Annotated in this window: 15 protein-coding genes; 13 read left to right on the top strand and 2 right to left on the bottom strand. The window is 71.9% G+C overall.

The features are described from left to right. The first annotated feature begins 37 nt into the window (after nucleotides 1-37). The 3 genes from D3105_RS07990 (at nucleotide 38) to D3105_RS07980 (ending at nucleotide 4,941) form a co-directional block, all read left to right on the top strand. Nucleotides 38-2,410: a HelD family protein gene (locus D3105_RS07990; protein WP_206272685.1), complete on the top strand. Its 2,373-nt coding sequence runs from the start codon at nucleotides 38-40 to the stop codon at nucleotides 2,408-2,410. A gap of 436 nt (nucleotides 2,411-2,846) precedes the next feature. Beyond that, nucleotides 2,847-4,283, top strand: coding sequence for an NAD-dependent malic enzyme (locus tag D3105_RS07985; RefSeq protein ID WP_118901460.1), 1,437 nt, complete (start codon nucleotides 2,847-2,849; stop codon nucleotides 4,281-4,283). 376 nt (nucleotides 4,284-4,659) lie between these two features. After that, nucleotides 4,660-4,941 (top strand): HU family DNA-binding protein, encoded by a 282-nt coding sequence (locus tag D3105_RS07980; RefSeq protein WP_003968811.1) that lies wholly within the window; start codon nucleotides 4,660-4,662, stop codon nucleotides 4,939-4,941. Between the two features lie 111 nt (nucleotides 4,942-5,052). Here D3105_RS07980 and D3105_RS07975 read toward each other — a convergent pair whose 3' ends face one another. Further along, nucleotides 5,053-5,508, bottom strand: coding sequence for a DUF2000 domain-containing protein (locus D3105_RS07975; protein ID WP_118901458.1), 456 nt, complete (start codon nucleotides 5,506-5,508; stop codon nucleotides 5,053-5,055). A gap of 49 nt (nucleotides 5,509-5,557) precedes the next feature. On the opposite strand from D3105_RS07975, the gene D3105_RS07970 reads away from it, so the two are divergent. Next, nucleotides 5,558-6,379, top strand: coding sequence for an AraC family transcriptional regulator (locus D3105_RS07970; RefSeq protein ID WP_118901455.1), 822 nt, complete (start codon nucleotides 5,558-5,560; stop codon nucleotides 6,377-6,379). Between the two features lie 86 nt (nucleotides 6,380-6,465). Here D3105_RS07970 and murA read toward each other — a convergent pair whose 3' ends face one another. Beyond that, a complete protein-coding gene (gene murA, locus D3105_RS07965; RefSeq protein WP_006124927.1) occupies nucleotides 6,466-7,806 on the bottom strand; it encodes a UDP-N-acetylglucosamine 1-carboxyvinyltransferase in 1,341 nt (446 codons plus the stop codon). 287 nt (nucleotides 7,807-8,093) lie between these two features. Between murA and D3105_RS07960 the strand changes: the two genes are divergently transcribed. From D3105_RS07960 to D3105_RS07920, 9 genes are all read left to right on the top strand, one after another. Continuing rightward, the gene (locus D3105_RS07960; RefSeq protein ID WP_069738965.1) at nucleotides 8,094-8,654 is read left to right on the top strand and encodes a YqgE/AlgH family protein; all 561 of its coding nucleotides are present in this window, start codon (nucleotides 8,094-8,096) and stop codon (nucleotides 8,652-8,654) included. 30 nt (nucleotides 8,655-8,684) lie between these two features. Then, on the top strand, nucleotides 8,685-8,981 hold the full coding sequence (locus tag D3105_RS07955) for a DUF3039 domain-containing protein (protein WP_006124925.1): 297 nt from the start codon (nucleotides 8,685-8,687) through the stop codon (nucleotides 8,979-8,981). A 242-nt stretch (nucleotides 8,982-9,223) separates the two neighbouring features. Further along, on the top strand, nucleotides 9,224-10,528 hold the full coding sequence (locus tag D3105_RS07950) for an extracellular solute-binding protein (protein WP_118901452.1): 1,305 nt from the start codon (nucleotides 9,224-9,226) through the stop codon (nucleotides 10,526-10,528). 2 nt (nucleotides 10,529-10,530) lie between these two features. Further along, nucleotides 10,531-11,517 carry a carbohydrate ABC transporter permease gene (locus tag D3105_RS07945; protein WP_118901449.1) on the top strand — a complete coding sequence of 329 codons (987 nt, stop codon included), beginning with the start codon at nucleotides 10,531-10,533 and terminating at the stop codon, nucleotides 11,515-11,517. Then, a complete protein-coding gene (locus tag D3105_RS07940; RefSeq protein ID WP_118901446.1) occupies nucleotides 11,514-12,362 on the top strand; it encodes a carbohydrate ABC transporter permease in 849 nt (282 codons plus the stop codon). The genes D3105_RS07945 and D3105_RS07940 overlap by 4 nt, the downstream gene beginning before the upstream one ends. Before the next feature lie 4 nt (nucleotides 12,363-12,366). Next, nucleotides 12,367-14,073 (top strand): beta-N-acetylhexosaminidase, encoded by a 1,707-nt coding sequence (locus D3105_RS07935; protein ID WP_118901443.1) that lies wholly within the window; start codon nucleotides 12,367-12,369, stop codon nucleotides 14,071-14,073. Between the two features lie 329 nt (nucleotides 14,074-14,402). Beyond that, a complete protein-coding gene (locus D3105_RS07930; protein WP_165890980.1) occupies nucleotides 14,403-15,299 on the top strand; it encodes an FAD binding domain-containing protein in 897 nt (298 codons plus the stop codon). Beyond that, complete coding sequence (locus tag D3105_RS07925) at nucleotides 15,296-16,792, top strand: (2Fe-2S)-binding protein (protein WP_118901440.1); 1,497 nt, start codon at nucleotides 15,296-15,298, stop codon at nucleotides 16,790-16,792. Before D3105_RS07930 ends, D3105_RS07925 begins: the two co-directional genes overlap by 4 nt. Nucleotides 16,793-16,868: 76 nt before the next feature. After that, a partial coding sequence (locus D3105_RS07920) for a xanthine dehydrogenase family protein molybdopterin-binding subunit (RefSeq protein ID WP_165890979.1) occupies nucleotides 16,869-18,287 on the top strand: 1,419 nt, incomplete at its 3' end.

Raw genomic sequence — 18,287 nt, 5'->3', positions numbered from 1 at the left:
TTGACGGCTGCCCAGTGCCGTTAAGAAGGGGGCCTCGGTGGCCGCGCAGGATGCCGCTGTCGAATCGCTGCGGGACCGGGAAATCGGTGTCGAGCAAGAGCATCTCGACCGTGTTTATCACCGCCTCGAAGAGAAGATCCACGAGGCGGAATTCCTCATGAACGACGCCGTCAAGCGCGGCCAGGTCGGTACCCCCGGCGCGCTCGCGGAGCGGGACGCCCAGGTGTTCCGGGCGGGGATCCACCTCAACCGGCTGAACAGCGAGTTCGAGGACTTCCTCTTCGGGCGGATCGATCTGCTGCTCGGCAAGGACGGGGAGCGCGGCCCGGACGGCGCGTACACCTCCGTGGAGCCGGCCGACGACTCCGTCCGCGACGACGCCACCGCCGATATCGCGGAGACGCTCCACATCGGGCGGATCGGGGTGCTGGACTCCGACTACGCGCCGCTGGTGATCGACTGGCGGGCCCCGGCCGCCGCCCCGTTCTACCGCTCCACCCCGAAGGACCCGGGCCGTGTCGTACGCCGCCGGGTCATCCGCTCCAAGGGCCGCAAGGTCCTCGGGGTCGAGGACGACCTGATGCGGCCGGAGCTGACGGCGTCCCTCGGCGGCGAGAAGCTGCCGGTGATCGGGGACGGCGCGCTGATGGCGGCGCTCGGCCAGGCTCGCAGCCACACCATGCGGGACATCGTCTCCTCCATCCAGGCAGAACAGGACCTGGTCATCCGGGCCCCCGCCGCCTCCGTCACCGAGGTCACCGGCGGCCCCGGCACCGGCAAGACCGCCGTCGCCCTGCACCGGGCCGCGTATCTGCTCTACCAGGACCGGCGGCGGTACGCGGGCGGCATCCTGATCGTCTCGCCCACCCCGCTCCTGGTCGCGTACACCGAAGGGGTGCTGCCCTCGCTCGGCGAGGAGGGCCAGGTCGCCATCCGCGCGATCGGCTCGCTCTCGGACGACGCGGCGGGCCTGGAAGGCGCCACCGCGTACGACGAACCGGCCGTGGCCCGGGTCAAGGGCTCCTCCCGGATGCTCCCCGTGCTGCGCAAGGCGGCCCGGGGCGCCCTGGAGATCTCACCGCCGGCGAACGAGGGCGGCCAGCTCGCGTTCGGGGACGAGCCCGCGCAGGCGGCCGCCCCGGCCACCCCCACCCGGCTGCGCGTCGTCGCCTTCGGGGCCCGGATCGAGCTGGAGGCCGAGGAGCTGCGGCGTATCCGGCACAACGCCCTGGGCGGCACCGCCCCGGTCAACCTGCTGCGCCCGCGCGCCCGCAAGCTGCTGCTGGACGCCCTGTGGAACAAGTCCTCCGGGCGCGGCCGCTACACCGACCCGGAACTGATCGCGGAGCTGCGGTCCTCGTTCGACGAGGACGTCTCCACCGAGACCCCGTTCCTGGAGTTCCTCGACGCCTGGTGGCCCGAGCTGACGCCCCGCCGGGTGCTGGCCGCGATGGCCGACGAACGGCGGCTCGGCCGCTGGTCCCGGCGCATCCTCAACCAGGGCGAGACGCGCCGCCTGGCCCGCTCCCTCAAGCGCCTGGACGCGGAGGGCAACGGTCCGCTCTCCGTCCACGACGTGGCGCTCCTGGACGAGCTCCAGGCGCTGCTGGGCACCCCGAACCGGCCCAAGCGCAAGCGCGAGGCCGATCCGCTGGACCAGCTCACCGGGCTCGAGGAGCTGATGCCGCAGCGCGAGGAGACCCAGTGGGAGCGGGCCGAGCGGCTCGCGGCGGAGCGCACGGAGTACGCGCACGTCATCGTCGACGAGGCGCAGGACCTCACCCCGATGCAGTGGCGCATGGTCGGCCGCCGCGGTCGGCACGCCACCTGGACGATCGTCGGCGACCCGGCCCAGTCCTCCTGGTCCGACCCGGACGAGGCGGCCGCGGCCCGGGACGAGGCCCTCGGCTCCCGGCCGCGCCGCCGCTTCACCCTCACGGTCAACTACCGCAACCCGGCGGAGATCGCGGAGCTGGCCGCCAAGGTGCTGGCGCTGGCCATGCCCGGTATGGAGTCCCCGGCGGCGGTCCGCTCGACCGGGGTGGTGCCGCGCTTCGAGCCGGTGCGCGACGGGGACCTGGCCGCCACGGTCCGCGATGAGGCCGCGCGGCTGCTGGAGCAGGTGGACGGCACGGTCGGCGTGGTCGTCGCGATGAACCGGCGCGCCCAGGCCCGCGCGTGGCTCGCGGAGCTGGGGGAGCGGGTGGTGGCGCTGGGCAGCCTGGAGGCCAAGGGGCTGGAGTACGACGCCACGGTGGTCGTCTCGCCCGCGGAGATCGCGGACGAGTCCCCGGCCGGGCTGCGGGTGCTGTACGTGGCGCTGACCCGGGCGACGCAGCAGCTCACGGTGGTCTCGGGGGAGCGGGACATGCCGGACGAGGACGGGGTGCCGGACCTGCTCAGGGACTGACGCCCGTAGCGCCGGGAGCCTGGTTCCGCAGGGTTCCGCGAGTCAACCCGGCGCACGGGAATCACTTTTCCGGGGTCTTTGTTACCGTGGTACTGGCACCGGCTCGATCCAAGCCCCCGGGCCCAACCTTCGTCGCTTCGAGCGACCACTTGCCGCGAGGCGAGCATGGCGGGTCGGTGCCATCCAGACGTAGAAGACAGACCCGCGTCACCTCCCGGTGGCGCGGGTCTGTTCGCGTTTCGGGGTCCCGCCGGCCGCTTTCCGGCCCGTTGGGGGTTCCGCCGAACGGGTGATCTCTCGTATGGTGGAAACTACTTTCCGAAAGGCGGCAGTCATTACCGGCTACCAGTCGGTAGGTGCGACGATCGGGAAGCACATCCGGAACCCACCCTCCGGATGTGCGGCAATGAAGCTAAGGAAAGCGAAGGACTCGGCCATGGCAACGGCGCCCAGCGTCTCGTACTCGATGACGGTCCGGCTGGAGGTGCCCGCGAGCGGCACCGCGGTCTCCCAGCTCACCACGGCCGTCGAGTCCTCCGGGGGCTCGGTCACCGGCCTCGACGTGACCGCGTCCGGCCACGAGAAGCTGCGGATCGACGTCACCATCGCCGCCACCTCCACCTCGCACGCGGACGAGATCGTCGAAGGTCTGCGCGACATCGAGGGCGTCGTGCTGGGCAAGGTCTCCGACCGTACGTTCCTCATGCACCTCGGCGGCAAGATCGAGATGGCGTCCAAGCACCCCATCCGCAACCGTGACGACCTCTCGATGATCTACACCCCCGGCGTCGCCCGGGTCTGCATGGCCATCGCCGAGAACCCCGAGGACGCGCGTCGCCTCACCATCAAGCGCAACTCCGTCGCAGTTGTGACGGACGGCTCCGCGGTGCTCGGCCTCGGCAACATCGGCCCGAAGGCCGCGCTGCCCGTCATGGAGGGCAAGGCGGCCCTCTTCAAGCGCTTCGCCGGCATCGACGCCTGGCCGATCTGCCTGGACACCCAGGACACCGACGCCATCGTCGAGATCGTGAAGGCCATCGCCCCCGGCTTCGCGGGCATCAACCTGGAGGACATCTCCGCGCCCCGCTGCTTCGAGATCGAGGCCCGGCTGCGCGAGGCCCTCGACATCCCCGTCTTCCACGACGACCAGCACGGCACCGCGATCGTCGTGCTCGCCGCCCTCACCAACGCCCTGCGCGTGGTGGGCAAGAGCATCGGCGACGTACGGGTCGTCATGTCCGGTGCGGGAGCGGCCGGTACGGCCATTCTGAAGCTGCTCATCGCCGCGGGCGTCAAGCACGCGGTGGTCGCCGACATCCACGGAGTGGTGCACGCCGGACGCGAGGACCTGGTCGCCGCCGACCCCGACTCGCCGCTGCGCTGGATCGCCGACAACACCAACCCCGAGGGCGTCACCGGCACCCTCAAGGAGGCCGTCGTCGGCGCCGACGTCTTCATCGGCGTCTCCGCCCCGAACGTGCTGAACGGCGACGACGTAGCCGCGATGGCGGACGGCGCGATCGTGTTCGCGCTCGCGAACCCGGACCCCGAGGTCGACCCCGCGATCGCCCGTCAGACGGCCGCGGTCGTCGCCACCGGACGCTCGGACTTCCCCAACCAGATCAACAACGTGCTGGTCTTCCCGGGTGTCTTCCGAGGTCTGCTGGACGCTCAGTCCCGCACCGTCAACACGGAGATGATGCTCGCCGCCGCCGGCGCCCTGGCCGACGTGGTCGCCGAGGACGAGGTCAACGCGAACTACATCATCCCCTCGGTCTTCAACGACAAGGTCGCGGGCGCCGTCGCCGGAGCCGTCCGGGCCGCCGCGAAGGCCGCCGGCGTCACCGCGGTCGACCCCGCCGCGACCGTCTGACCCAGCCGTTTCGGGGTCCTTTCGAGGGGTACGCGCGAAGTACCCCGGGCCGCACCCGCCCGTGCCGTACGGCGCGTCGCGGGTCGCGGCGCCCCAAACGCCCCTTTAGGGTGGGCGGGCAGTGGGCCCTGCGGGGCCCGGCATCCGCTGCGGACCGCTCGGCCAAGTCGACGGAGCGTCACCACGAGCAAACCGTGGCGCTTTTCATCGACTCCGAAGGGTTCCGGATTGGCTTTCCCGCCGCTGGTGGGGGCAGGATGCGTAATCGGGCGAGAGGGTCTGACATCAGACCCGGGTCCGGGGACTGTCAGAGGGCCCTGGCAGCATCGGCTTCGATCTCACGCCTCACAGGCAAGAAGAACACGGGAGTAACAACATGAACCGCAGTGAGCTGGTGGCCGCCCTGGCCGACCGCGCCGAGGTGACTCGCAAGGACGCCGACGCCGTGCTGGCCGCGCTCGCCGAGACCGTCGGTGAGATCGTCGCCAAGGGCGACGAGAAGGTCACCATCCCCGGTTTCCTGACCTTCGAGCGCACCCACCGTGCCGCTCGCACCGCCCGCAACCCGCAGACCGGCGACCCGATCAACATCCCCGCCGGCTACAGCGTGAAGGTCTCCGCGGGCTCGAAGCTCAAGGAAGCCGCCAAGGGCAAGTAACCCACGGCGCGACAAGGGCGGCCCCTCCCGACCAGGAGGGGCCGCCCTTACGCATGCCGGGGGCACATGCGCCCCGTACAGCCCCCGCCGACCGGCAGGGGCCCCAGGGGCTCACGGATGCATCCGTGCGCCCTTCAGGACCTTGTCCACGGCGTTCCGCGGCCCGTACACGGCCAGACCCACCAGATCCAGCGAGTCCCGCCCCACGGCCCGCACCGCCGCGCGGTTGTCCCGGTCGTTGCCCGTGCCGAACAGGTCCGAGGTGAACACGGCCACCTTCAGGGACCGGGAGAGCGCCTTCGTGTGCGCGGCGGTCAGCGTCTCCTTCGCCCCCTCGAAGACCAGCACCGGCTGCCGCAGCATCGGCAGGTACGCGGTCGCCTCGGCGTCCTCGTAGGGCTCGCCGATCACCTCCGGCGCCGCCGTCCCCAGGCCGCTCACCAGGAAGGCGGTCACGTTCAGCCGCTGCCAGGTCTCCAGGTCGTCGCGGAGCAGCACCGCGATCTTCGTGTCGAAACGGACCGGCGTGGTCTCGTCGCCGCTCGTGTTCTCGTGCGTGTTTCCCATGGTTCGAGACTGGCCGCCGCCCCGCCGGAGCGTCTTGTACGTTCTTGGCGTGACCCGCGTGAGCCGCCCGCAGGAGATCTCGGCCTGGCGACCGTCCGTCGCCGGGGTCGTGGAGGTCTTCCATGCCCGCTTCACCGAGCACGCCTACCCCATGCACGTCCACGACGCCTGGACGCTCCTGATCGTCGACGACGGGGCCGTCCGCTACGACCTGGACCGCCACCAGCACGGCACCCCGGACGGCACCGTCAGCCTGCTGCCGCCGCAGGTCCCGCACAACGGTTCGCCCGCCACCCCGGACGGTTTCCGTAAGCGGGTGCTCTATCTGGACATGAGTCAGCTCGACGCGAGCCTCATCGGCCCCGCCGTGGACACCCCCGATCTGGCCGACCCCCTGCTGCGCGCCCGCGTCGCCCGGCTGCACGCCGCCCTCGCGGACCCGGGTGACGCGCTGGAGGCGGAGAGCCGCCTGGCGTTCGTCGGGGAGCGGCTGCGCGGCCATCTGCGGCCCGTGGAGGCCACGGAGCGCCCCTTGCCCGGCCCCGGCGTCGCCCGGGACCTGCGCGAGCTGCTGGACGAGCGGCTGCGGGAGGGCGTCACGCTCGCCGAGGCCGCCGGGCTGGTCCACGCGCACCCGACCCATCTCGTACGGGCCTTCAGCGCGGCCTACGCGATGCCGCCCCACCAGTACGTGACGGCCCGCCGGGTCGACCGCGCCCGCCGCCTGCTGCTGGAGGGCGTGCCGCCGGGGGAGGCGGCCGTCGCGGTCGGCTTCCACGACCAGTCCCACCTCACCCGGCACTTCAAGCGGATCGCGGGCACCACCCCGGGCCGGTTCGCGCGGGCCACGCGGCGCCCCGGCTCTCAGTGAGGCGGAAAAGCCGACGCCCCGGTCCCCTCGCCGAGGGGGCCGGGGCGCCGGGTGCGCAGTGCTGTGTGCGGCAGCACTGAGCGGGGTCAGACCAGGGAACCGCCCGGCAGCTCCACCTTCGCGCCGAGCTTCTCCAGCTTCTCCATGAAGTTCTCGTAACCGCGGTTGATCAGGTCGATGCCGTGCACCCGGGAGGTGCCCTGCGCCGCCAGCGCCGCGATCAGGTACGAGAAGCCGCCCCGGAGGTCCGGGATGACCAGGTCCGCGCCCTGCAGCTTCGTCGGTCCGGAGACGACCGCCGAGTGCAGGAAGTTGCGCTGGCCGAAGCGGCAGTCCGAACCGCCCAGGCACTCGCGGTAGAGCTGGATGTGCGCGCCCATCTGGTTGAGCGCGGAGGTGAAGCCGAGCCGCGACTCGTACACCGTCTCGTGGACGATCGACAGGCCCGCGGCCTGCGTCAGCGCCACGACCAGCGGCTGCTGCCAGTCGGTCTGGAAGCCGGGGTGCACGTCCGTCTCCAGCGCGATGGCGTTGAGCGCGCCGCCCGGGTGCCAGAAGCGGATGCCCTCGTCGTCGATCTCGAAGGCGCCGCCGACCTTGCGGTAGGTGTTCAGGAAGGTCATCATCGAGCGCTGCTGGGCGCCGCGCACATAGATGTTGCCCTCGGTCGCCAGCGCTGCCGACGCCCAGGAGGCCGCCTCCAGGCGGTCCGGGATCGCCCGGTGGGTGTATCCGTCGAGCTTGTCGACACCGGTGATCCGGATGGTCCGGTCGGTGTCCATGGAGATGATCGCGCCCATCTTCTGCAGTACGCAGATGAGGTCCTCGATCTCCGGCTCGACGGCCGCGTTGGACAGCTCCGTGACGCCCTCGGCGAGGACAGCGGTGAGCAGCACCTGCTCGGTGGAGCCCACCGAGGGGTACGGCAGCCGGATCTTGGTGCCGCGCAGCCGCTGCGGGGCCTCCAGGTACTGGCCGTCGGCCCGCTTCTCGATGGTCGCGCCGAACTGGCGCAGCACCTCGAAGTGGAAGTCGATCGGCCGGCCGCCGATGTCACAGCCGCCCAGGCCCGGGATGAAGGCGTGGCCGAGGCGGTGCAGCAGGGGGCCGCAGAACAGGATCGGGATGCGCGACGAACCCGCGTGGGCATCGATGTCGGCGACGTTCGCCGACTCGACGTGCGAGGGGTCGAGGATCAGTTCGCCCGGCTCGTCGCCGGGGCGGACGGTGACGCCGTGCAGCTGGAGGAGTCCCCGGACCACCCGTACGTCACGGATGTCGGGAACGTTGCGGAGGCGGCTGGGCCCGCTGCCGAGCAGCGCGGCGACCATGGCCTTCGGCACCAGGTTCTTGGCGCCTCGGACGCGGATCTCGCCCTCCAGCGGGGTGCCGCCGTGGACAAGCAGGACATCGTCTGTGCCGGTCATGTATCTCGCGTTCCGGAGTGGTCGGGCAGGGGGCCAACGAAAAGGGTAATGGCCTCCTACCCCCCTTCCGTAAGGCGAAGGGGGGTGTACGAACGTCATGAATCCGCCACAACACCCTCCGCGCATCCGATCTTGCGGAGGGTTACCGTCCGGATGGCCCACGGCGTCCCCGCCGGACGGTGCGCTCCCCGTGCCTCCGTGCGCCCTGAGCTGCGCTCGCTCTCCTGAGGGCGGCATCACGGGGACTCGCCCCCCGGAAGGGGCGAAGATGCGGGATCATTCGTGCCATGACCGAGGTGTCCTCGCTCACAGGGCGACTGCTCGTGGCCGCACCCGCCCTCACGGACCCGAATTTCGACCGCGCGGTGGTGCTGCTCCTCGACCACGACGAGGAGGGCTCCCTCGGCGTGGTCCTCAACCGCCCGACCCCGGTCGGGGTCGGCGACATCCTCGCGTCCTGGGCCGCCCTGACCGGCGAGCCGGACGTCGTCTTCCAGGGCGGCCCGGTTTCGCTCGACTCCGCGCTCGGCGTGGCGGTGATCCCCGGAGACGAGGGCCCGCTCGGCTGGCGGCGGGTCCACGGGGCGATCGGCCTGGTCGATCTGGAGACCCCGCCTGAGCTGCTCGGCCCCGCCCTCGGCTCGCTGCGGATCTTCGCCGGGTACGCGGGCTGGGGCCCCGGCCAGTTGGAGGGCGAGCTGACCGAGGGCGCGTGGTACGTGGTCGAGTCCGAGCCCGGCGACGTCTCCTCCCCGCGCCCCGAGCAGCTCTGGCGCGCGGTGCTCCGCCGCCAGCGCAGCGAGCTCGCGATGATCGCCACGTATCCGGACGACCCTTCACTCAACTGATCCCCGTCTCTTTAAGTACCCTTGGCGGTTATGAGCACTCTTGAGCCCGATCGCGGGGCAGGTACGGGGACCCTCGTCGAACCGACGCCGCAGGTGTCGAGGGGCGACGGCGACCACGAGCGCTACGCCCATTACGTCCAGAAGGACAAGATCATGGCGAGCGCCCTGGAGGGCACTCCCGTGGTCGCGCTGTGCGGAAAGGTCTGGGTGCCGGGGCGTGACCCCAAGAAGTACCCGGTCTGTCCGATGTGCAAGGAGATCTACGAGTCCATGGGCGCCGGCGGCGACAAGGACAAGGGCAAGGGCGGCGGCAAGGACAAGAAGTAGGTCCGGCCCCTCACCCCTGCCGAAAGGCCCCCGGGGCGTGCGACACCGCGCGCCCCGGGGGCCTTTCGCATGTCCGCTCACGGAAGGTGACGGTTCGGTCGCGTTGCACGGGCTGCTTCCGCTGGTCACAGAGTGGTCGAGACCACTTGTCGTCACCGGAACGCAGGCCTACTCTCCTGCCAGTTGTGCAGAACGAAACGCACGTTGCACATGATGCAACGCTTGACCGGTAGGGGTTCCGGATGAAGCTTTCTGCCCGAATTGCCGCCCCCGTCGCGGCGCTTGTGCTGGCCGGCCTCACCGCCACCGCCTGTGCGCCGCAGACCTCCGACACGAGTGCGAAGGGTGACGACAAGAGCGGCACGCTCCGTGTCTGGCTCTTCCAGGAGGTCGGCAACAAGCCCAAGGAGAAGGTCGTCGACGCGGCCGTCGCCGACTTCGAGAAGGCCCACAAGGGTGCGAAGGTCGAGGTCGAGTACATACCCGTTGACACCCGCGCGCAGCGCATCAAGGCGGCGTTCAACGACCCCAAGAGCGCCCCGGACCTCATCGAGTACGGCAACAGCGACACCGCCGGATACGTCAAGGACGGCGGACTCGCCGACATCACCGAGGAGTTCGGAGCCTGGGACGAGGCCAAGGACACCGACCCGATCGCCAAGCAGTCCGTCACCGTGGACGGCAAGGTCTACGGCGCGCCCTTCTTCGTCGGCGTCCGGGCCCTCTACTACCGCACCGACGTCTTCGAGGACCTCGGCATCGATCCCCCCAAGTCCCAGGCCGAACTGATCTCCACCGCCAAGAAGGTCCACAAGGCGAAGCCCGACCTCTACGGCCTCGCGGTCGGCGGCGCGTACACCTACGGCGCGATGCCCTTCATCTGGGCCAACGGCGGCGAACTCGCGGGCGAGACCGACGGGAAGTTCACCTCCGGCATCAACAGCGAGAAGTCCCGCAAGGGCATCGAGGCGTACACCTCCCTCTTCGGCGACGACAACTGTCCGGCCGCCAAGTGCGCCTCCATGGGCGGCAACGCCACCGTGACCGCCTTCGCCTCCGGCAAGGCCGCCATGGCCATCGGCGGCGACTTCAGCCACGCGGCCGTCGAGGCGGGCGCGGTCAAGGGCAAGTACGCCGTCGTGCCCCTGCCCGGCGTCGCCGAGGGTTCCATCGCCCCGGCCTTCGCGGGCGGCAACAACCTCGGCGTCCTCAAGAGCAGTTCGCACCGCACCCTCGCCGTCGACCTGATGAAGTCGCTGTCCGGGAAGAAGACCCAGGCCCGGATGTTCGACGCGATGGGCTTCCTGCCCACCTACACCGACGTCCTGGACAACGCCGCGAAGAAGGAGCCCTTCGTCGCCCCGTTCGTCCAGACCCTCGGCGCGGGCGCCAAGTTCGTCCCCGCCTCGCCCGCCTGGGGCCAGATCGACGCCTCGCTGATCCTGCCGACGATGTTCCAGGAGATCGTCTCCGGCCGTAAGGACGTGGCGACGGCCTCGGACGACGCGGCGAAGAAGATGGACGCGGCCTTCACCGAAGCCGGCTGACGATGACCACGCACACCTCTCCGCTCAAGGCCCCGCCCGCGGGCGCGGCCGGGGCGGGCGGCGCCACCCCGGCCGCCCGCCCGCCCCGGCGCACCCGGTCCGCGTCGCCCGCGAACCGCTCCGGCTGGACCCCCTGGCTCTACCTCCTGCCGGCGCTCGTCCTGCTCGCCGGACTGCTGGTCTACCCGATCTACCAGCTCGGCCTGATCTCGTTCCTGGAGTACACCCAGGCCCAGGTCAGCGGCGGCGAACCCACCACCTTCCAGGGGTTCGGCAACTACGCCACGCTCTTCAACGACAGCCAGTTCTGGCAGGTCCTCCTCGCCACCGTGCTCTTCGCCGCGGCCTGCGTGGTCTCCACCCTGGCCGTCGGCTGCGCGCTCGCCGTCCTGCTCACCCGCATCCGCGCCCTGCCCCGGCTCGCGCTGATGATGGCCGCGCTCGGCGCCTGGGCGACCCCCGCGATCACCGGCTCCACCGTCTGGGTCTTCCTCTTCGACCCCGACTTCGGACCGGTCAACAAGGTGCTCGGACTCGGCGACTTCTCCTGGACGTACGGCCGCTACAGCGCCTTCGCGCTCGTGCTCCTCGAAGTCCTGTGGTGCTCGTTCCCGTTCGTGATGGTCACCGTGTACGCGGGCATCCGGGCCATCCCCACCGAGGTGCTGGAGGCCGCCTCGCTGGACGGCGCGTCCCAGTGGCGGATCTGGCGGACCATCATGGCGCCGATGCTCAAGCCCATCCTGATCGTCGTCACCATCCAGTCGATCATCTGGGACTTCAAGGTCTTCACCCAGATCTACGTCATGACCAACGGCGGCGGCATCGCCGGCCAGAACCTGGTGCTCAACGTGTACGCGTACCAGAAGGCGTTCGCGTCCTCGCAGTACAGCCTCGGATCGGCGATCGGCGTCGTGATGCTGGTGATCCTGCTGGCCGTCACGCTCGTCTATCTGCGCCTGGTGAGGCGCCAGGGGGAGGAACTGTGAGCGCACGCACGCTTCTGGGAGTCAAGCGGCCCGGCAGGCTGATGGCCGAGGCCGCGGCCCTGCTCATCGCCCTCGCGGTCGCCTTCCCGCTCTACTGGATGGTGCTCTCCGCCTTCAAGCCGGCCGGCGAGATCCAGTCCACCGACGCCCGCCCCTGGACGCTGGCCCCCTCGCTCGACTCGTTCCGCCGGGTCTTCGAACAGCAGGACTTCGGCCGCTATTTCCTCAACAGCCTGCTGGTGGCGGGCACGGTCGTCATCCTCTCCGCGCTGGTCGCCTTCCTGGCCGCCACCGCCGTGACCCGCTTCCGCTTCAAGTTCCGCACCACCCTGCTGATCATGTTCCTGGTCGCGCAGATGGTGCCGGTGGAGGCGCTGGCCATCCCGCTGTTCTTCCTGATGCGGGACTTCGGCCAGCTGAACACGCTCGGCTCGCTGATCCTGCCCCACCTCGCCTTCTCGCTGCCGTTCGCCATCTGGATGCTGCGCGGCTTCGTCAAGGCCGTCCCCGAGGCCCTGGAGGAGGCCGCCTACATCGACGGGGCCAGCCGTACGCGGTTCCTGTGGCAGATCCTCTTCCCGCTGGTCTTCCCGGGCCTGGTCGCCACCAGCGTCTTCTCCTTCATCACCACCTGGAACGACTTCCTGTTCGCGAAGTCGTTCATCATCAGCGACACCTCCCAGTCGACGCTGCCGATGGCGCTGCTGGTCTTCTTCAAGCCGGACGAGAACGACTGGGGAGGGATCATGGCAGCCTCGACGGTGATGACCATCCCCGTACTGGTCTTCTTCGTACTCGTACAGCGACGCCTCGTCTCCGGACTGGGCGGAGCGGTTAAGGACTGACGTCATGACACCCGAGAACCCCCCCTCCCCGGGCACTGTGGACGCCTCGGCCCTCGGCCTGATCCCGGCCCCGCGCACCCTGACCGCGGCCGCCGCCGGGCCCTACCCGCTCGGCTACACGACCCCGCTGACCGCCGCACCGGGCACCGAGGGCGTCGCCCGCTGGCTGCGCGCCACGCTCGGCCCGCCCACCGGACTGCCCCTCCCCGAGGGCGACGGCACCGGCACGGGCGCGGGCGACGGCTCCGGTTCGACCGGGCAGGGCATCGTGCTGGCCCTCGACGAGTCGCTCGCCCCCGAGGGCTACCGCCTGGCCGTCGAGGCCAACGCGGTGCGCATCACGGGCGGCACGGCGGCAGGCGTCTTCCGGGGCTCGCAGACCCTCCGCCAGCTCCTCGGCCCGGACGCCTTCCGCCGCGCCCCCCTCGCCCCCGGCCGCACCTGGGAGGTCCCGCCGGTCGTCGTCGAGGACGAACCCCGCTTCGGCTGGCGCGGCATGATGCTCGACGTCTGCCGGCACTTCCTGCCCAAGGACGACGTCCTGCGCTACCTGGACCTGCTGGCCGCCCACAAGCTGAACGTCTTCCACTTCCACCTCACCGACGACCAGGGCTGGCGCATCGAGATCCAGCGCTACCCGCGCCTCACCGAGGTCGGCTCCTGGCGTTCGCGCACCAAGTACGGCCACCGCGCCTCCGAGCTGTGGGACGCGACCCCCTACGGCGGCTTCTACACCCAGGACGACATCCGCGAGATCGTCGCCTACGCCGCCGAGCGGCACATCCGGGTCGTCCCCGAGATCGACATCCCGGGCCACTCGCAGGCCGCGATCAGCGCCTACCCCGAGCTGGGCAACACCGACGTCATCGACACCACCGCCCTCTCCGTCTGGGACACCTGGGGCGTCAACCCGAACGTCCTCGCCCCCACCGACGACACCCTGCGCTTCTTCGAGGGCGTCCTGGAGGAGGTGCTGGAGCTCTTCCCCGCCGAGACCTCGCCCTTCGTCCACATGGGCGGCGACGAGTGCCCCAAGGACCAGTGGAAGGAGTCCCCGCTCGCCCAGGCCCGCATCGCCGAACTCGGCGTGAAGGACGAGGACGGCCTCCAGTCCTGGTTCATCCGCCACTTCGACGCCTGGCTCACCGCCCGGGGCCGCCGCCTCATCGGCTGGGACGAGATCCTGGAGGGCGGCCTCGCCGAAGGGGCCGCTGTCTCCTCCTGGCGCGGCTACGGCGGCGGCATCGCGGCCGCCGAGGCCGGGCACGACGTCGTCATGTGCCCCGAGCAGCAGGTGTACCTGGACCACCGTCAGGACGGCGGCCCCGACGAGCCGATGCCCATCGGGTACGTACGGACCCTGGAGGACGTCTACCGCTTCGAGCCCGTCCCGCCGGGCCTGAGCGAGAAGGCGGCCCGTCACATCCTGGGCACCCAGGCCAACGTGTGGACCGAGGTCATGCAGAACCGGGCCCGCGTCGACTACCAGGTCTTCCCGCGCCTCGCCGCCTTCGCCGAGGTCGCCTGGTCCGCCCTGCCCGCCCCGGCCGACCGGGACTTCGCCGCCTTCGACGCCCGGATGCGGGCAGCCCACTACGCCCGCCTCGACGCCCTCGGCGTCGACTACCGCCCGCCGGGTGGCCCGTACCCCCGCCAGCAGCGCCCCGGCATCCTCGGCCGCCCGCTGGAGGGGGAGCCTCCGGTGGTGTGACCCGCGCCCGGCCCCTCGTCGGCCGCAGCCGTCCGTCAGGACCGCTGCGGCCGACGCGCGTCCGGGGCCGCCCGACCGCCGACGCGGGACAGCGCGAGGGAACGAAGGGCATAAGTCGTACAAGCCTCGCTGAAGAGTGGCAATTCACCTTCCCTGCCGAAGACATGCGAAACCGGAACATCCCGCAGGTCAGGGACGGAACCGTCCTTCGCGGACCCTCGCTCCGGTCCGATCGGAAGATGTGCCAGAGTTGCCACGTCCGGGCTGTGAACACGTACCGTACGGCGGAACAGGCCAGAGCGCCGGGACTCCGGGAAGGGGCAGCTGGGTTGACCACGCACGCACCGCAGGCGATGCAGTCGGTGACGCTGCCGACCTCGTTGGACGAGGCCGTGGCGGCTCTCGGCGCCATGCCCGCAGCCGTTCCGGTTGCCGGGGGCACGGACCTGATGGCAGCCGTCAACAAGGGGCTGCTGCGCCCCTCGGGGCTGGTCGGCCTCGGCCGGATCAGCGAGCTGCGCGGCTGGCACTACCAGGACGGCCACGCGCTTCTGGGCGCCGGACTCACCCACGCCCGGATGGGACGCCCGGACTTCGCCGCCCTCATCCCCGCCCTCGCCGCCTCCGCCCGCGCCGCGGGCCCGCCCCAGATCCGTAACGCCGGAACGCTCGGCGGCAACATCGTCACCTCCGCGCCCACCGGCGACGCCCTGCCGGTGCTGGCCGCGCTGGAGGCCGAGCTCGTCATCGCGGGCCCCGAAGGCGCCCGCCGCGAGATCCCCGTCTCGCACCTGCTGGCCGGCCGCGAACTGCTGGAGCCCGCGGAGCTCATCGGCTTCGTCCGCGTACCGCTGCTGCACGCCCCGCAGGTCTTCCTGAAGGCCACTGGGCGCACCGGCCCCGGCCGCGCCACCGCCTCGGTCGCCATCGTCCTGGACCCGGCCCGCCGGGGCGTGCGCTGCGCGGTCGGCGCCATCGCCCCGATGCCGCTGCGCCCGCTGGAGGCGGAGCAGTGGATCGCCTCGCTGATCGACTGGGACGGCGAACGGGGCCTGGCCCCCGATGCGCTGGCCGCCTTCGGCGAGTACGTCGCCGCGGCCTGCATCCCGGACCACGCACCACCGGCCGACGGATCAGAGGCCCCGCCGCTGTCCCCGGCCGTCCTGCATCTGCGGCGCACCGTCGCCGCGCTCGCCCGACGCGCGCTGGGGAGGGCACTGTCGTGAGCAATGAGGAAAACCCCCACCAGCAGTACGGGCAGCAGGGGCAGGGGCACTCCGAGGACCCGGACCCCCGTTACGGCGGCTGGGAGCCGACCCCGCAGGGTGACGGCTTCGACGCCGACGCCACCGCCTTCGTCCACCTGCCGCCGGAGGACCTGGCGAACATCCCGCTGGCCGCGCCCGGCCACGGGTACGTCCCGCCGATGATCGTTCCGCTGACCCCGGCCGCCGGCCTGGACCCGGCGGCGACGGGCAGCTGGGTGATCCAGACGCAGACCCAGCAGGCGCAGGCCGAGCAGCGCGCCCAGGAGGCCGCCGCCGCGCAGGAGACCGGGGCGATCCACTGGCCCGACCCGAACCAGCAGGGCGGCGTGCCCAGCGGCTACCAGGGCCCGTACCAGGACACCTCGCACGCCACGGCCCAGTGGAACTTCACCGAGGCCCTGGGGGGGGCGGCACAGGCCCCGGAGCAGCCCGGGGAAAGCGACGCCTCGGCCCACCCGGGTCACTCCGGGCACACGGGTCAGTGGACGATCCCGGTCGCGGACGGGGATCTCCCGGACGAATCGGGCGAGTTCCTGGCGTCGGCGCACACCCCGCAGTGGTACGCGGACAGCGCCCGCCCGGCCACGTTGCCCGGCGGCGCGCCCGCCCCCTGGGCCACACCGGAACCGGAGGCCGCTCCCGTACCGGCGCCGGAGGCCGAAGCCGAGCCGGAAGCCGAAGCGGACGCATCCGAGGAGGGCGAAGCGGAAGCGCTCCCGGAGGAGGAAGCGGAACCGCACGCGGAAGCGGAGGCGGCGACGGAGGCCGTCGCGGACGCCGACCTCACCGCAACCGAACCAGCCGCCGCCGTCCCCGCTCCCGCCGACGAGGCCCCTGCCCTCCCCGACGTACCGAGCGAGCACCCCGCCGCGTCCTACCTGCTCCATGTGAACGGCGTGGACCGCCCGGTCAGCGACGCCTGGATCGGCGAGTCCCTGCTCTACGTGCTCCGCGAGCGCCTCGGTCTGGCCGGGGCCAAGGACGGCTGCTCGCAGGGCGAGTGCGGTGCGTGCAACGTCCAGGTCGACGGCCGGCTGGTCGCCTCCTGCCTGGTCCCCGCGGCCACGGCGGCGGGCAGCGAGGTGCGGACGGTCGAGGGCCTGGCCGTCGACGGCGAACCGTCCGACGTCCAGCGCGCCCTGTCCGCCTGCGGAGCCGTCCAGTGCGGCTTCTGCATCCCCGGCATGGCGATGACCGTCCACGACCTGCTGGAGGGCAACCACGCCCCCAGCGAGCTGGAGACCCGCCAGGCGCTCTGCGGCAACCTCTGCCGCTGTTCCGGCTACCGGGGCGTGCTCGACGCGGTGGCGGACGTCGTCGCGGCCCGCGAGGCGAACGCCGATGCGGCGGCCGCGGCGGCCCCGGACGAGGCGCGCATCCCGCACCAGGCCGAGCCGGGCGCCGGCGGCGTGCAGCAGGGCCCCCACCCGCACGAGGGAGAGGCGCTGTGAGGCACGCCCGCGGCCCCGCCGTACAGCAGCGGCACACGCGACACCGGCAGCACCACGTGATCGACAAGGAGGCGGCGTGAGCAGCGACGCGGCCACCGCGGCCAACGCGACCAGCACCAGCCTGCCCAGGATCGACGCGCTGAGCGGCGGATCGGGCGGCGGCCCGGACCAGGACCTGGAGCAGCCCCGCATGGGCCTCGGGTCGTCGCTCCCCGCCGTCGACGTGCGGGCGAAGACCGAGGGCACCTTCCCGTACGCCGCGGATCTCTGGGCCGAGGGACTGCTGTGGGCGGCCGTGCTGCGCTCCCCGCACCCGCACGCGCGGATCCTCTCCATCGACACATCGGGCGCCGAGGAGATGCCCGGGGTGCGGGCGGTCGTCACGCACGAGGACGTGCCGGGGGAGAGCAACTACGGCCGCCACGTGGTGGACCGCCCGGTGTTCGCCTCCGACCTGGTCCGCCACCACGGCGAGGCGATCGCCGCGGTCGCCGCGGACCACCCGGACACGGCCCGGCTGGCCGCCGCCGCCATCGCCGTACGGTACGAGGTGCTGGAGCCGGTCACGGACCCGGAGAAGGCGTTCGCGGCGGAGCCGCTGCACCCCGACGGCAACCTGATCCGCCACATCCCGCTGCGGTACGGCGACGCGGAGGCGACGGGCGAGGTCGTCGTCGAGGGCCTGTACCGCATCGGCCGCCAGGACCCGGCCCCGATCGGCGCGGAGGCCGGCCTCGCCGTGCCGAGGCCCGACGGCGGCGTGGAGATCTACACCGCCTCCACCGACCCGCACACCGACCGCGACCTGATCGCGGCCTGCTTCGGCCTGGAGCCGGACCGGGTCAAGGTCGTCGTGACCGGGGTGCCGGGGGCCACCGGCGACCGCGAGGACCCGGGCTTCCAGATCCCGCTGGGCCTGCTCGCGCTGCGGACCGGCTGCCCGGTGAAACTGGCCGCGAGCCGCGAGGAGTCCTTCCTCGGCCACACCCACCGCCACCCCACCCTCCTGCGCTACCGCCACCACGCGGACGCGGAGGGCCGGCTGGTCAAGGTGGAGGCCCAGATCCTCCTGGACGCGGGTGCGTACGCCGACGCCTCCTCCGAATCCCTGGCCGCCGCCGTGGCGTTCGCCTGCGGCCCGTACGTCGTCCCGCACGCCTTCATCGAGGGCTGGGCGGTCCGGACGAACAACCCGCCCTCGGGCCATGTGCGCGGCGAGGGCGCGATGCAGGTCTGCGCGGCGTACGAGGGCCAGATGGACAAGCTGGCCGCCAAGCTGGGCATCGACCCGGCCGAGCTGCGCCTGCGCAACACGCTGTCCACGGGCGACATCCTGCCCACGGGCCAGACGGTGACCTGCCCGGCCCCGGTCGCCGAACTGCTCCAGGCCGTACGGGACTTCCCTCTCCCCGCCCTCCCCAAGGACGCCCCGGAGGACGACTGGCTGCTGCCGGGCGGCCCCGAGGGCGCGGGGGAGCCGGGGGCGGTGCGCCGG

This window comes from Streptomyces globisporus (assembly GCF_003501885.1).
Classification (GTDB): domain Bacteria; phylum Actinomycetota; class Actinomycetes; order Streptomycetales; family Streptomycetaceae; genus Streptomyces; species Streptomyces globisporus_D.
Note: the sequence above shows the minus strand (reverse complement) of the source record. Positions and strands in the feature narration are given on the sequence as shown.